The 14069-nt window shown below is 60.9% G+C and carries 14 protein-coding genes; 12 read left to right on the top strand and 2 right to left on the bottom strand.

Annotation, left to right across the window (positions count from 1 at the left end; all coding sequences use genetic code 11):
* Positions 1–88: 88 nt before the first annotated feature.
* The 8 genes from HRU82_05315 to HRU82_05280 all read left to right on the top strand — a co-directional run bounded on the left by HRU82_05315 (position 89) and on the right by HRU82_05280 (position 6959).
* Positions 89–1336, top strand: a complete 1248-nt coding sequence (locus tag HRU82_05315) for a glycosyl transferase (protein ID QOJ34405.1) — start codon at positions 89–91, stop codon at positions 1334–1336.
* Positions 1333–1710, top strand: a complete 378-nt coding sequence (locus tag HRU82_05310) for a hypothetical protein (GenBank protein QOJ34404.1) — start codon at positions 1333–1335, stop codon at positions 1708–1710. Before HRU82_05315 ends, HRU82_05310 begins: the two co-directional genes overlap by 4 nt.
* Before the next feature lie 74 nt (positions 1711–1784).
* Entirely contained in the window at positions 1785–2642 is an 858-nt protein-coding gene (locus HRU82_05305) for a prohibitin family protein (GenBank protein QOJ34403.1), read from the top strand.
* A 165-nt stretch (positions 2643–2807) separates the two neighbouring features.
* Positions 2808–3329, top strand: coding sequence for a hypothetical protein (locus tag HRU82_05300; protein ID QOJ34402.1), 522 nt, complete (start codon positions 2808–2810; stop codon positions 3327–3329).
* A 106-nt stretch (positions 3330–3435) separates the two neighbouring features.
* Entirely contained in the window at positions 3436–4827 is a 1392-nt protein-coding gene (locus HRU82_05295; GenBank protein ID QOJ34401.1) for a nodulation protein NfeD, read from the top strand.
* Entirely contained in the window at positions 4824–5816 is a 993-nt protein-coding gene (gene floA, locus HRU82_05290; GenBank protein QOJ34400.1) for a flotillin-like protein FloA, read from the top strand. The genes HRU82_05295 and floA overlap by 4 nt, the downstream gene beginning before the upstream one ends.
* Entirely contained in the window at positions 5813–6145 is a 333-nt protein-coding gene (locus HRU82_05285; protein ID QOJ34399.1) for a hypothetical protein, read from the top strand. The genes floA and HRU82_05285 overlap by 4 nt, the downstream gene beginning before the upstream one ends.
* 349 nt (positions 6146–6494) lie before the next feature.
* The gene (locus tag HRU82_05280) at positions 6495–6959 is read left to right on the top strand and encodes a hypothetical protein (protein ID QOJ34398.1); all 465 of its coding nucleotides are present in this window, start codon (positions 6495–6497) and stop codon (positions 6957–6959) included.
* 57 nt (positions 6960–7016) lie between these two features.
* On the opposite strand, the gene HRU82_05275 is transcribed toward HRU82_05280, so the two are convergent.
* Together HRU82_05275 and HRU82_05270 are read right to left on the bottom strand one after the other, a co-directional pair.
* Positions 7017–7619, bottom strand: a complete 603-nt coding sequence (locus HRU82_05275) for a dienelactone hydrolase family protein (GenBank protein QOJ37115.1) — start codon at positions 7617–7619, stop codon at positions 7017–7019.
* On the bottom strand, positions 7549–7740 hold the full coding sequence (locus HRU82_05270; GenBank protein QOJ34397.1) for a hypothetical protein: 192 nt from the start codon (positions 7738–7740) through the stop codon (positions 7549–7551). The genes HRU82_05275 and HRU82_05270 overlap by 71 nt, the downstream gene beginning before the upstream one ends.
* Before the next feature lie 131 nt (positions 7741–7871).
* Here HRU82_05270 and HRU82_05265 point away from each other — a divergent pair, with 131 nt between their 5' ends.
* The 4 genes from HRU82_05265 to HRU82_05250 all read left to right on the top strand — a co-directional run bounded on the left by HRU82_05265 (position 7872) and on the right by HRU82_05250 (position 14066).
* Positions 7872–9326 carry a cytochrome B6 gene (locus tag HRU82_05265; GenBank protein QOJ34396.1) on the top strand — a complete coding sequence of 485 codons (1455 nt, stop codon included), beginning with the start codon at positions 7872–7874 and terminating at the stop codon, positions 9324–9326.
* Positions 9327–9357: 31 nt separating this feature from the next.
* Positions 9358–10614 carry a glucose-1-phosphate adenylyltransferase gene (gene glgC, locus HRU82_05260; GenBank protein QOJ34395.1) on the top strand — a complete coding sequence of 419 codons (1257 nt, stop codon included), beginning with the start codon at positions 9358–9360 and terminating at the stop codon, positions 10612–10614.
* Positions 10615–10629: 15 nt separating this feature from the next.
* Positions 10630–13530 (top strand): malto-oligosyltrehalose synthase, encoded by a 2901-nt coding sequence (gene treY / locus HRU82_05255; GenBank protein QOJ34394.1) that lies wholly within the window; start codon positions 10630–10632, stop codon positions 13528–13530.
* Positions 13531–13706: 176 nt separating this feature from the next.
* Positions 13707–14066, top strand: a complete 360-nt coding sequence (locus tag HRU82_05250; GenBank protein ID QOJ34393.1) for a PRC-barrel domain-containing protein — start codon at positions 13707–13709, stop codon at positions 14064–14066.
* Positions 14067–14069: the final 3 nt, after the last annotated feature.

Genomic DNA, 14069 nt, shown 5'->3' with positions numbered 1-14069 from the left:
CGTCGTGTTGGCGACAGGTCGGATGGAGGAAGAGGGAGGCGCGGCGGCGACCCGGTCCACCAGTTGGCAAAGAGGAAGGAGGTTCGCGTTGTCGGATTTTCTGCAAAACGGCGTCGTGACGGTGCTCCATCGGCTCGGCCGGCCGAACGTCGACCAACTTGAAGCTGAGTTGACGCGTCATGCTCAGATCAACCCCATCGCGTTGGTGCTGCCGGCGCTCTATTCCGAGTTAGAGGGGCCAGCCCTTGGCGGAATCGTCCAGCAGCTTGGGCGGATCGGCTACCTCAACGAGATCGTGGTGGCGCTTGGCCGGGCCTCGGCGCTCGAGTTTCGCCGGGCGAAGGACTATTTCAAATGCCTGCCTCAACATGTGCGGCTCGTGTGGGTGGATGGCCCGCGCATGCAGGAGACTTTGCGAGACCTCACGAGCCTGGGTATCGATGTGGGGCTTCCCGGGAAAGGCCAGTCCTGTTGGCTGGCCTTCGGGTACGTTCTGGCGCGCGGGCGCAGCAACGTCATCGCGCTACACGATGCCGATATCGTGAGCTACCAGCGCGAGTATCTCGCACGGCTCTGTTATCCCGTCGCCAACCCCAATCTCGGCTATGAGTTCAGCAAGGGCTACTATAGCCGCGTGACGGATCGTCTTCACGGGCGTGTGACCAGGCTGTTCATGACGCCGCTGATCCGCAGCCTGGGGGAACTGGTGGGCCCTCAGCCGCTCCTGACGTTCTTGGACAGCTTCCGGTATCCCCTGGCTGGAGAGTTTGCCATGGTATGCGAGTTGGCGTGGATCAATCGGATCCCGGGAGACTGGGGGTTGGAAATCGGGGTGTTGGCCGAAGTCTTTCGCAACTGTGCACTGCGGCGAATTTGCCAGGTCGATCTCGCCGATGCTTACGAGCACAAGCATCAGGCGCTGTCCGCCGACAACCCCGAGGCCGGTCTGTTGAAAATGACCGTGGATATCGCGAAATCCCTCTTCCGGAACCTGGCCAGCCAAGGGGTGGTGTTGTCGGAGGCGGTCTTAAAGACGTTGCGTGCCACCTATCTGCAGTCTGCCCAAGAAGCCATTCGCCGCTATGAGGATGATGCCGCCATCAACAGCCTGCATTTCGACCGGCACCAGGAGCGGAAGGCGGTTGAAGCGTTCCTGACGGGCATCAAACTGGCCACTGACACGTTCCTTGTCGATCCGCTCGGCGTCCCCATGATTTCGAATTGGAGCCGGGTGGCGCATGCGTCTCCCGATATCTTCAGACGGCTCGTCATAGCAGTGGAGGAGGACCAGGCGTGGGAACCGGCGAGTGGGCTAGGGAGGGAGGCGAAATCGTGACATTCCGCGACGCGTCGTTGAAGGCATCGCGAGACTGTCGCCGGAAACGCGTCCGGGGGCAGGTGGCCCGGAGCCTGCTCCTGGTGTGCCTGCTGGAGATCGTCGGTTGCGCTTCACACGCACCGATCGATATGGGGTCGTATGATCCGTCGCACGATCAGCGGGCTATTGCCGACTACTACCGGCATCGGGCCTTCGCGATGCGCGAGAAAGCTGCTGCACAAGCCACCGCAGCCGTTCGCTACGAGGAGCTCTTCGGGCCTGACTCGGACTTGGTTTCAGGGGCACGGCTGTTGGCACGTTACTATGAACAGACCGCGCTGGAACTCGATCGCGTGGCCGAGGATCATGCGGCCGTGGCCGGAACCAGGTAACGGCCCACGCGCCCAGTAGCTCATTGAGCTTCAGAGCCTCAGCGTTGCGCACGCGATACAGACAGGAGGATGTTATGACACACTCTCTGCCAGTTCGCGCACTTCTCTTACTGATCCCGTTACTGATGGTTCTTCAGAGCTGTGGCCGGGCAGTTGATCCGGGGAAGCGGGGACTGCGCTGGCGTCCCCTCACCGCCGGGCTGATGAAGGAATCGCTCAAGGATGGGTTCTACTGGCGGGCGCCGTGGAACGATGTCCTCGTGTACGAGGCGAGATGGCAGAGTTTTACGGAAAAGGTAGACGCACTGACTGCGGACGACCTGCCGGTCACGGTGTACGCCGCGATCACGATGCGCCCGATCGCGGACGAAATCTATTTTCTGGCCCAGGAAGTAGGGCCGGACTGGTACAAGCAGTTGGTGCGCCCGCAATTTTTGTCGGCCGTGCGCGGCGTCGTGGCCAACTACACGATGGTCACCCTCCCGGAACGCAGCAGCGAAATCGGGAACAAGATCGAGGCCGTCGTGGTCGAAGCGCTGAAGGGGCGCCATCTGGACGTCTATAGCGTGGCGCTCTCGGAAATGGAATTTTCCCAAATGGTGTTGAAGGCCATCGAACAGAAGCAGGCGAAGGAGCAGGAGAAGGAACAGAAGGAGTTCGAGGTGGTCATCGCACAGCGGAATGCCGAGATTGCGCGGATTCAAGCGAAAGGTGAGGGCGATTCGTTGAAGATCCGCGCGGACGGCGAAGCCGACAGCCTCAGGATTCGGGCCACGGGACAGTCTCAAGCGCAGGAAATCATCACCAAGACGCTGACTCCGGACTATCTGCGGTTCAAGTTATATGAAAGCCCCAATGCGAAAATGATCATTGTGCCCGAAACGCTCAATGTTCCACTGCTTGTCAGTCCTGGTCCCGATCACCCGAGATAGGAATCGCTATCGCGCTGATCGGAAACGGGCGTGAAGAGACATCTGTTGTCGCGGAGGTGCAAGATGGAACGCATGTGTCGAACGCATGGGCCTACGCGTCGCCCCCTCGGATGCCGACTTCTCACCCTCGTCGTTGGGTGGGCACTGAGTGGGTGCAATCATCTCGTGCTGGAGCCGATTCTCGTCGTGCCGACGAACCAGCCGGTTCCCTATTCAGCGCGAGTCCAGCTCGCCGAGGTGGGAGCGTATCTGGTTCAATCTGGCGCGACCATGATCGCGGACCCCAGCCTGCAGAACCATGTCATCGCAAAGGTTCCCTCTGCCGAGCGAGCACAGCCTCAATGGGAAGAGGCCATCCGGGAGTACGTTCTCGGGCGCCGCACGTTTCGGCAGGTCGTAAAGGAGGGGCCCGCCGATCTGTCAATGACGCTGCGGGTATTCATCTACGTTGACCCCAGCACGTCCTTTACGTTCAATCATATCTATGTGGCGAAGGTCGATGGTGCGCTGCGGGACCCTCACTCCGGCAGGGTCCTGCTCGACTATGTCGGCACAGGGCAAGCGGTCGGCGCGGTGAGCCGGGGCGGTCAGGAAGATGATCGGGAGCCAATCAACCGAGCGGTCCGCGCGGCCCTCAACGACTTGTTCGGGAAACTCGAGCAAGACAAGCGGTGGCAACACCTTTGACCGCTTGCGAGTCGCGACCAAGCGCATGATCGATAAACTCCATCGGCGTTCCTTCAGCGAGGTGTGTGCCGAATAATCCGGCTCACTCGCCGTCCACGCCTTATTTATGATCGCGAGAGAAGACAGAGCTCTCCTGGGAATCACGGGTGGCATCCTGGTATTCCTCGTTCTATTTCTCGCGGGGGTATCTTCTGCCGAGACCGCGCGGCCCGTGGTCTATGTGATCCCGGTCGAAGGCGTCATCGATCTGGGGCTTGCCCCCTTTATCGAACGAGTGCTGACGGAAGCGACGCAGGCTCATGCGGCAGCGGTCGTTCTTGACATCGATACGTTCGGCGGGCGTGTGGATGCGGCGGTGCTGATCCGCGACGCCCTGCTACGGGCCAAGGTCAAGACCGTCGCGTTTGTCAATCGGCGGGCGATTTCGGCCGGCGCGCTGATCTGTCTGGCGGCCGAGACGATTGTCATGGCCGGTGGCGGGACGATCGGCGCGGCCACGCCGGTCCAGATCGGCCTGCCGGGCGGGCCGGCGCAACCGGTCGAGGAAAAGACGGTCTCGTACATGCGGAAAGAGTTCCGCGCGACGGCCGAGAGCCGCAAGCGCCCGCCGTTGCTGGCGGAAGCGATGGTGGATGCGGATGTGGAGATCCCTGGCGTGATCGAGAAAGGGAAACTCCTGACGCTGACGACCGACGAAGCGTTGCAGCACAAGCTGGCGGATGTGCGCGCCGAGACGCTGGATGCGCTGCTGACGGCCTTGAATCTTCCGGACGTCGAAGTCCGTCGGATGTCGGAGACCTGGGCCGAATCACTCGTGCGCGTCCTGACGCATCCGATCGTGAGTTCGCTCCTCATGGCGCTGGGCGTGCTGGGACTGATCGTGGAGATCCAAACGCCCGGCTTTGGCGTGCCCGGCGGTTTCGGCGTGGTCTGTCTGGCGCTGTTTCTGTGGGGGCACTGGCTGGTTCAGCTTGCGGGCTGGGAAGAACTGTTGCTGATCGCCGGGGGGCTCCTGCTCCTGGCAATCGAGATGTTTGTCACACCCGGGTTCGGGATCCTCGGGGCCCTCGGGATTGCTGCCCTGCTCGGAGGGCTGGGATTGAGCTTGGTAGGAACCGGTGCGACGTGGGAGGTCGTGCTGGCTGCGCTCGGGCAGGTGTTGGGGGCCCTGCTCCTGGCCATTGTGGCGGCGCTCGCTCTGCTGCGAGCCGTGCCGCGCCTGCCGTTCGGCCGAAGGCTGGTGCTGGAGACCGGGCTGCAGGCTGAAGCGGGATATGCCTCTGCGCCCGAAGCGGACCGGCGTTGGCTCGGGAAACGGGGAGTGGCCGCCTCGACGTTGCGACCAGCCGGAATCGCCCATTTCGACCACGAACGCGTGGATGTGGTCGCCGACGGCGAATACATCGAACCCGGAGACCCGATCGAGGTGCTGCGGGTGGAGGGCAACCGCATCGTCGTCCGGCGCATTGAGCAGGACCGCGAAAGGAGCGAGTCATGAACGGAGTGGAAACCGGTCTCGTGGGAATCCTGGCAACCCTGATCCTCGTGTTTGCCGGGAGCGCCCTGTTGCTGTATCTGATTCCGCTCCGCCTGTGGGTGGCTGCGTGGGCCTCCGGCGCCTACGTCGGGCTCCTGACCCTGATCGGCATGCGACTGCGGCGCGTCCCGCCCGGCACCGTCGTCACCGCGCAGATCAGCGCCGTGAAGGCCGGGCTGAACATTCCATTAAACGACTTGGAAGCCCACTACCTGGCCGGCGGCAACGTCGTGAACGTCGTCAATGCGATGATCTCCGCCGACAAGGCGAACATTCCGATGCCCTTCAAGCGTGCGGCCGCGATCGATTTGGCGGGGCGCGACGTGCTCGGGGCGGTGAAGATGTCGGTGCTCCCCAAGGTGATTGAAACGCCGCGCATTGCGGCGGTGGCCAAGGACGGCATTCAGCTCCATGCGATCTGCCGGGTGACCGTGCGCACGAATCTCGATCGGCTCGTCGGTGGGGCGGGCGAAGAAACCGTGCTCGCGCGGGTGGGGGAAGGCATCGTGAGCACAATCGGCTCGGCCGTGACGCACAAAGATGTGCTGGAAAACCCTGATCACATTTCCAAGCACGTGCTCAGCAAAGGCCTCGACGCGGGTACCGCGTTCGAAATCTTGTCGATCGATATCGCAGACGTGGACGTCGGCGAGAACATCGGGGCGAAACTCCAGATCGATCAGGCCAACGCCGACAAGCAGATTGCGCAAGCCAGAGCGGAGCAGCGCCGCGCCATGGCCGTGGCGCTGGAGCAGGAGATGCGTGCCAGGGTGGTGGAGGCCGAAGCGGAGGTACCGAAGGCCATGGCCGAGGCGTTCCGGCAAGGGAACCTGGGCATCATGGACTACTACCGGATGAAGAACGTGCAGGCGGATACGACGATGCGGGAGGCGATCGCCGGGACTGAGGAGCCGCCGTCAGCTGGTCCGAAGAGGGAGGAACGGCCATGACCATCGAACAGGCTCTAATCGCATTGCTGGTCCTGCTGGTGCTGCTGATCAACTTCGTGGTGCCCGTGCTGAGACGCATGCTGCAGGAACAAGAGCGCGAGCGGCCTGAGACGAGGAGTCCGACCGTGGAGGTTCGGCGGCGGATCATCCCTGTCGAGAAGGCGACGCCAGTTCCGCAAGGCCTACGGCATGCGCCGGTACTCTCTGTGCCGACGGCGCCGTCACGCAGCTTTCGACCGCTGACCCTTCGCGAGGCGCGCCGCGCCGTGGTGCTGATGACGATTCTGGGACCATGCCGCGCAAACGATGCCGTTGGAGGGCCCCATTAGCCTGGGTTCATCCTGATAGTGCTGCGAGATCGTCGGTGCCGTCCACGCCTGCCCCGATTCCCCAAGCGCCGAATGCCGCTGACCGTGAGAAATCATCACGGCCGTCCGGTCACCTGCCGGTTGAGCATCAGACCAGCGATTCCGTGCAGTCTACCTAGGTAGAACCGAGCGGTCCCGCACACAGCACTCGGTGCGATTCAATGCAACATTCGGCTTTCTTCTCCGACACGGAGGACTTTTTTATGGATTCCGGCGCAGTCTTCCGCTGGCACCCCTGTTGCTCCTGCATGAGTGCCACCAGACAGCAGTCAACCGGCGCGGCAAACCTTCAAACTGAAAGGAGTTCATCATGACACAACCCCTCAAACATGTGGCGTTGATGATGCTCATCCCGGCATTGACGGCTCTTTGTCTTGCCCCCCTCGACGTGAGCGCCTGGGTCGCGCCGCCTTGGATCGACAAAATCGCGTTGGTTGTGATGGAACAAAAAAACCTGTCTAAGAGCGGGAACTTTGAGCCCTACTTCAAGCAATTGGAGACGGTCAGTGAGGCGGCCGTGAAGGGAGAGTACAACGGGAAACGAAAGGGAATGAACCGTTTCCTGGAAATGTTGGAAACGAAGGAAGGCGGGATCAGCGCCGACGCGGCGCACAAGATTTTTGCCGCTGTGGTCAAATCGGTCCCCTATGCGGTCCTGCTCCCCCTCAAGAGCGAAGACAAGCTGGACCCGGAAGAAAAGGCGTTGGTCGAACGCATGAAACGTTTTGCGGCGGCGATGAAGGATCAAGACGAGCGGGCCGCCCTCTCGTTCTAACGGCTGTCGCACTCGATAGCCGGGGTTCCGTTTTTCTCCGTGGGAGCCTCGCTCCACCTATGAGAGATGCTGCCGGAGGAACACCAGCGTCCGGTTCCACGCATCCTGCGCCTCCGCCGGTCTGTAGGTGCTGGGGTCGCCATCCCTGAAAAACGCATGTCCGGCACCAGGATAGGTTTTCACCTCGCCAGGCTTGTTGTATTTCTTCAGGGCTTGGGTCAACCGGTGGGGCTCCGATTTGGGAATGAAGGCATCGTTCTCGCCGTAAAAATAGAGGACGGGACAGGCCAGCCTTTGCAACGGGGTATCCGGGTCGGGGATCCATCCGTAAAAGGGGACCGCCGCTTTGATCGAGGGATTCACACAGGGCAGCATCAGCGCATAGGACCCGCCCATGCAGAAGCCGGTGACGCCGATGCGGGTCGCCTCCACTTCCGGCATGGTCTTCAGGTACGCGACGGTGGCGTTCAAATCTTTTAAACCGTCCTCTTGCTTCAACAGGTTCATCAGCTTGCTGGCTTCGTTGGGATCCGCTGTCAGCTTGTGCCCCAGGCGGGAATAGAGGTCGGGGGCGACGGCGACATACCCTTCACGCGCATAGCGCCGAGCCACAGCCTTGATCTGCTCGCTCAACCCCCACCATTCCTGTATGACGATGATTGCCGGTCGCGGCTCGCGGCGTCTCCGAGCGAGGCATCACGACATAGGCCTTCACCGTCACCCCCTCGCTGGGATACTGCACCGTGCGCTCTGTTAGATCCCGATCGCTGAACTCGGTCATGTGACTGCCTCCCGTGAATGAATTTGCCAGGGATATGCCTAGTGGGCAGCCTTTTGTCAACTCTGTAGCGTACCCCTACAGGGAAGAGGTCGAGACGCTTCCCCATGTAATGATTCACAGCGAGGTGCTCCGTGAACAGACCCAGACAGGTATGGATCCTGCTCAGTGGAATCGGCGGGGCGTACGTAGCCGCCCTCTTATTCGGCGGTGGGCACCAAGTGGTGCAGGCCAAGCCGGGACATGACAAAGAGCGCACGGGTAGCGCTGCCATCGAAGAAACCCAAAAAAAAGGATTTGACGGTGTGGACTTCTCGTATGACTTGTTCGGCGGTCCTCCGGGGCAATCGGCCACCCAGTTGGCAGAGGAAGCGAAGGCCAAAGACGTAAAGGACAAGCCGGGAGTGATGGCCAAGCAGGCTGCGCTGCTCAAAGAGCGATACAAGTTGGATTGCAAAGGCAATTCATCCGTGACGATGACCAAAGGCAAACCACAACCCATCGGGCCAACCGTACTGTTGAAGGATGGTTTGACGTGGGAAAAGTTGGCGCAGATGAACGCAGAAGAAATTCGCACACAGCAGGCCTTTCCTCAAGGATTCACGCGATTGCCCCATGTGAAGCATGAGGTGGGGGGCATGGTGTTTCCCAAGCAACAGATCGAGCAGTTTCCTCGTCTCGAACGATTTGACGTGGACTTCGATCTGCCGGAGTGTTTCCTGCCGGAATTCCCGCCTCCCATTTTCCTCACCACGCATCCCGAATTGGGCGATGTCTCACAAGGCGAAGTCCTGAGCGCGGAAAATTTCGACCGGCTGTTCCGTGGATTGGTTACGCCGGTGCAGTTGGATGGGTTGCGGATGCTGGTGACGCAGTTCCCGCAGGAAGAGTTCAACTTGACGCCGGACCGTAAGTCGGCGAAACCGAGCCTGGGCGTGGCTTGCCTGGATTGTCATGTCAATTTCCATACGACCGGGCAGTTTCATCTGAATCCGGACACGCGGCCGCAACGTGATCGGTTGCGCCTCGACACGGTGAGTCTGAGGGGCCTGTTCAACCAGCAGATTCATGGGTCGAAGCGGAGCCTGCGGTCCGTGGAAGATTTCACGGAGTTCGAGCAACGCACGGCCTACTTTAACGGCGACCATATCCGCGCGGCCAAGAAGGGCATGAACATCATCGATCGTCTTCAAGTGACGCACATGGCGCAGATACAAAACATGATCGACTTCCCGCCGGCACCCAAATTGGACCCGATGACGGGACGACTGGATCGGTCCCGCGCCGACAAACAGGAAATCGCCGGAGAGGATCTTTTCTTCGGCAAGGCGCGTTGCGCCGTCTGTCATCAGCCGCCGGCTTATACGGACCACATGATGCACGACCTGTTTCTGGAGCGCTTCGGCGCAAAGGCGGACGGGCCCATCAAGACGTTTGTCCTGCGGGGCATCAAGGATTCGCCGCCTTACCTCCATGACGGGAGATTGCCCACCTTAGAAGATACCGTGGAGTTTTTCAACGTCGTCGGAGGCCTCAAGTTGAATGCGGAGGAGAAGGCGGCCTTGGCGGCCTTCATGCGAGCCTTGTAGCGCAGTCCGGCAAGGAGAAGCGGAGCGTGGCATGAGTCGAGAGGGGCGAGCCAGCGAGCCGAAGGTGTTGGCGTTGATTCTGGCGGGAGGAAAGGGGGAACGATTGATGCCCTTGACCGAGGTCCGCAGTAAACCGGCGGTCCCGTTCGGAGGGACCTATCGAATCGTCGACTTCGTGCTCAGCAATTTCTACAACTCGGGCATTACCGCCATGCATGTGATGGTGCAATACCGCTCGCAGTCGTTGATCGAGCACCTGCGCCGAGCCTGGCGGATCGGCGACGGCGACCGACAGTTCGTCACCGTGGTTCCGCCCCAGATGAACCTGCGCGACGGCTGGTACCAGGGCACGGCCGATGCGGTGTATCAGAACATGAATTTGATCCGGGATTTCGCGCCGGACCTCGTGGCGGTGTTCGGCGCGGACCACATTTATCGCATGGATATCCGTCAAATGATCCGCTTCCATCTGGAACGCGAGGCGGATCTCTCCGTCGCGACGCTGCCCGTCCCGCTCCCGGAGGCGCGGGGCTTCGGCATCGTCGACGTCGACCGCAACAGCCGCATCGTGGGGTTCGACGAGAAGCCTGCCTTCCCGAAGCCCATGCCGGGCCGACCGGACCGAGCCCTGTCGTCCATGGGCAACTATCTGTTCAACACCGACGTCCTGCTCAGAGCGTTGGAGGAAAATGCGAGCGAAGAACGAGCGCATGATTTTGGGAAGGATATCCTTCCTCGCCTGCTTCATCGTGAGCGCGTAATGGCTTACAATTTTCAAGACAACGAGATCCCGGGCCTCGCCTATTACGAAGAGCCGGGCTACTGGCGCGATGTGGGGACCATTCCGGCTTACTGGCAGGCGAATATGGATTTGCTCGGTGACATGCCGGTGAACGACCTGCGCAATCCCCATTGGCCGATCCGCACGGCCCATTCGAGCGGTCCGCCGGCCGGCGTCGTCAACTCATACCTGGACCATGCCGTCATCGGCGAGGGCAGCCGGATCATCGAGGCGGACGTCCGGCGCAGTATCATCGGCCGCCATGTCCGCATCGACGCCGGGGCTCAGATCGAGGACTCCGTCATCTTCGACCACGCTTACATTGGCGCGAAGACACGACTGCGCCGCGTCATCATCGACCGAGAGAACGAAATTCCCGCCGGCGCAGACTGGGGCCACCAAGACAGCGGTATGGACAGCACAGTGCCTTGGACCGCCTCAGGGATCACGGTGTTCCCCAAACGCTCCTCGCGCAACGAGCCGTCGGCCCCTCGGATCTCCCACTGAGGAGCGTCGAGGTTGATGACCATGCCGCGGATTCCGCTCTCCACCTATCGACTCCAGTTCAATCATGTGTTCACCTTTCGGGATGCGGCGCGCATCGTGCCGTATCTGCATGGGGTGGGGATCACGGACTGTTATGCTTCCTCGTTCCTCAAGGCGGTCCCCGGGAGCCTGCACGGGTACGACGTGATCGATCCGACGGTCCTCAATCCGGAACTCGGGTCCGAAGAGGATTTCGAAGCCTTCACGGCGGCTCTGCGGGAACATGGGATGGGACTCGTGCTCGACGTGGTTCCCAACCATATGGGCATCGCCGCCGCCGACAATCGCTGGTGGTGGGATGTCTTGGAACAGGGTCCTGGCGCGCGATACGCCCCGTTCTTCGACATCGATTGGCATCCGCTGAAGCGGGAGCTGGAAGATAAGGTGCTGCTCCCGATCCTCGGCGAGCAATATGGGACGGTGTTGGAGAATCAGGACATCCGCCTGGTCTATGAGAACCAGGGGTTCGTGCTGACCTACTATCACCACCGCCTGCCGGTGGCGGCCACGTCGTGGGTCGGTATTCTGTCCCTTGGACTTTCGGAACTGGCAGCGCGCTTGGGCGAAGAGCATGGCGCCATACAGGAACTCCGGAGCATCCTCACCGCATTGCGCAATGTGCCTCCTCGCCATGAACGTGTACCGGAAGTGGTCGCTGAACGGTACCGTGAACAAGCCATCATTCGGCGGCGCTTGGCGTCGTTGATGAAAGACAGCAGCGATGTGCGCGAGCAGGTCATGGCCAATGTGGAAGCCTACAACGGCATGAAGGGCGAGTCGGCGAGTTTCGATCGCCTCGACGGGCTGTTGAACCAGCAGAGCTATCGCCTGGCCTCGTGGCGCGTGGCATCCGAAGAGATCAATTACCGGCGCTTCTTCGATGTCAACGAGCTGGCTGCGATACGGACGGAGCTACCAGCCGTCTTCGACGAATCCCATCGACTCGTGTTTCGGTTGCTCAAGGCAGGGGTGGTAACAGGCCTGCGGATCGACCATGTGGACGGGCTCTACGATCCCGAACATTACCTGCGCCAATTACAGGTGTGGGCGGCTCGGAATCTATCGCGCGACGGCCAGGATGCGGCGTCCTTGTTCATCGTCGTGGAGAAGATTCTCGGCAAGGGCGAGCAGTTACCCCACACCTGGTCGGTGGCAGGAACGACCGGGTATGACTTCTTGAACATGGTCAACGGGCTCTTTGTGCGCAGCGACCAGGAGCGGGCGATGGAGGCGCTCTACACCAGGTTTGCGGGGCCGCATCTGCCCTTCGAGGAGCTGGTATATCAATGCAAGAAGCTCATTATGCGAGTGTCGATGTCGAGCGAACTCAATGTGCTCGGCCATCAACTGAACGGGCTCTCCGAGCGCGATCGGCACTACCGGGACTTCACGCTCAATAGTTTGACCCACGCCATCCGGGAAATCATCGCCTGTTTCCCGGTGTATCGGACCTATGTGACGGCGGACCGAGACACGCTGTCGGATCGTGATCATGCGTACATCGGAATGGCGGTGGCGCGCGCGAAACGGCGCAACCCGGCGTTGAGCAGTCATGTGTTTGATTTCGTCCGCGATCTCTTATGGGGAACGCTGGACCATTCGGCCGGCATGGCGAGGGAGGAGCAAATCCGGTTTGTCACAAAATTTCAACAGACCACCGGCCCGGTCATGGCGAAGGGGATGGAAGACACCGCGTGCTACCTCTATAACCGGCTGGTCTCCTTAAACGAGGTGGGAGGGGAATCGACCCGGTTCGGCACCTCGGTGGAGGGGTTTCACAAAACGGTGCGGGAACGGCAAGCGGGCTGGCCCCATTCCATGCTGACCACCTCTACCCACGATACGAAGCGCGGGGAGGATGTGCGGGCCAGAATCAACGTGCTCTCGGAGCTGCCGGACCGTTGGCGATCGGCGACGCTACGCTGGGCCAAATTGAATAAACGGCATCGCACCGCCATCGAGGGAGTACCAGCGCCGGATCGCAACGATGAGTATCTCCTCTATCAGACGCTGGTGGGGGCGTGGCCGCTCGGTCCGATGGAGGAGGCGCAGCACCGGTCCTTTCAAGAGCGAATCGAAGCGTACATGGTCAAGGCCGTTCGGGAAGCCAAGGTCCACAGCAGTTGGATCAATCCCCAGGAAGGTTACGAACAGGCCCTGCGTGGCTTTATCCGAGGCATCTTGGCACGCAAGGGGCCCAACCAGTTTCTCGATGACTTCCTTCCTCTGCAGGCCGTCGTCGCGCGGTATGGCATGGTGAACGGGTTGGCCCAGGTGTTGTTGCGGGTTGCGGCTCCCGGCGTGGCAGACTGTTACCAGGGCACCGAGTTATGGGATCTCAATCTGGTGGATCCCGATAATCGGCGACCGGTGGACTATGATCTCAGGAGCCGACTCGCTGCAGACCTCGATCGGGAGGTCCGTCGGGCCGATGGAGGCCGCCTCGACCTGGTGCATCGACTCATGGCCGCCTGGCCGGATGGCCGGATCAAGTTTTATGTGCTGCAGGAGGCCTTGCGCCACCGCCGCGCCCATGCCGCCCTCTACTTGGATGGAGACTATGTGCCGCTGACCGGGGAAGGGCGAGCCCACGCGCATCTCTGTGCCTTCGCCCGACTGCACCACGATGAGGCCGTGGTGGCGATCGTTCCGCGGCTCATGGCCACGCTCACTGCGGAGCGCGAGCAGGAATTGGCCGACCGACACCTCTGGACCGACACCTGGGTCACCGTGCCCTCCTGGCGCGAGCGGTCACGTTATCGCCATCTCTTTACCGGCGAACAATTTGAAACGGTGACGCAGGGTGAGCGACAGGCCTTGCCTGTCGGGCCGTTGCTGAGCCCTTGTCCGGCAGCTCTGCTGATGCGCGAATCGTGATGCGCTCGGCATCCCGCCTTCGCTGAATTCTCCCCCCCCAACGTTTCTAGGGGCATTCCTAGCTGTCGCTCATGAGGAAGCGGCGATAAGAATAATCTACGAGGTCGTGAACAACGCCTCGAAGAGAGAGCCAAACCGACAGGGCTTTGTCCCATTCACACCAGAGGAGGTTTGCAATGGCGCTGCATACAGGTCGACGACTACTCTCCGCTTCCACCATCGAAGGGACACCGGTACAGAATCAGGCCGGTGAGGATCTCGGAGAAATCCATTCTCTCATGATCGATCTTGAGCGGGGACGGATTGCTTATGCGGTCTTGTCTTTCGGGGGATTTCTTGGGTTGGGCGACAAGTTGTTTGCCTTGCCCTGGGAAGCCCTTACGATTTCGGCCGGCGGAGATTTTTTCATTCTCAATGTGCCTCGCGAGCGTCTCGAACAGGCCGAAGGGTTCGACAAGGACCATTGGCCGGACATGGCCGACACGTCCTGGGGAGAACGGCTGCATACCTATTACGGCTACAAACCCTATTGGTGAGCA

This window comes from Nitrospira sp. (genome assembly GCA_015709715.1).
Classification (GTDB): Bacteria; Nitrospirota; Nitrospiria; order Nitrospirales; family Nitrospiraceae; genus Nitrospira_A.
The sequence above is the reverse complement of the archived record's forward strand: the minus strand, read 5'-3'. Positions and strand labels throughout refer to the sequence as shown.

What these genes read in the sequence shown, in the direction of transcription:
- HRU82_05285 (QOJ34399.1), top strand. Translation starts at nt 5,813, where the DNA reads ATGACCATCGAACAGGCTCTAATCGCATTGCTGGTCCTGCTGGTGCTG.
- HRU82_05295 (QOJ34401.1), top strand. Translation starts at nt 3,436, where the DNA reads ATGATCGCGAGAGAAGACAGAGCTCTCCTGGGAATCACGGGTGGCATC.
- floA (QOJ34400.1), top strand. Translation starts at nt 4,824, where the DNA reads ATGAACGGAGTGGAAACCGGTCTCGTGGGAATCCTGGCAACCCTGATC.
- HRU82_05280 (QOJ34398.1), top strand. Translation starts at nt 6,495, where the DNA reads ATGACACAACCCCTCAAACATGTGGCGTTGATGATGCTCATCCCGGCA.
- glgC (QOJ34395.1), top strand. Translation starts at nt 9,358, where the DNA reads ATGAGTCGAGAGGGGCGAGCCAGCGAGCCGAAGGTGTTGGCGTTGATT.
- treY (QOJ34394.1), top strand. Translation starts at nt 10,630, where the DNA reads ATGACCATGCCGCGGATTCCGCTCTCCACCTATCGACTCCAGTTCAAT.
- HRU82_05270 (QOJ34397.1), bottom strand. Translation starts at nt 7,740, where the DNA reads ATGACCGAGTTCAGCGATCGGGATCTAACAGAGCGCACGGTGCAGTAT.
- HRU82_05250 (QOJ34393.1), top strand. Translation starts at nt 13,707, where the DNA reads ATGGCGCTGCATACAGGTCGACGACTACTCTCCGCTTCCACCATCGAA.
- HRU82_05305 (QOJ34403.1), top strand. Translation starts at nt 1,785, where the DNA reads ATGACACACTCTCTGCCAGTTCGCGCACTTCTCTTACTGATCCCGTTA.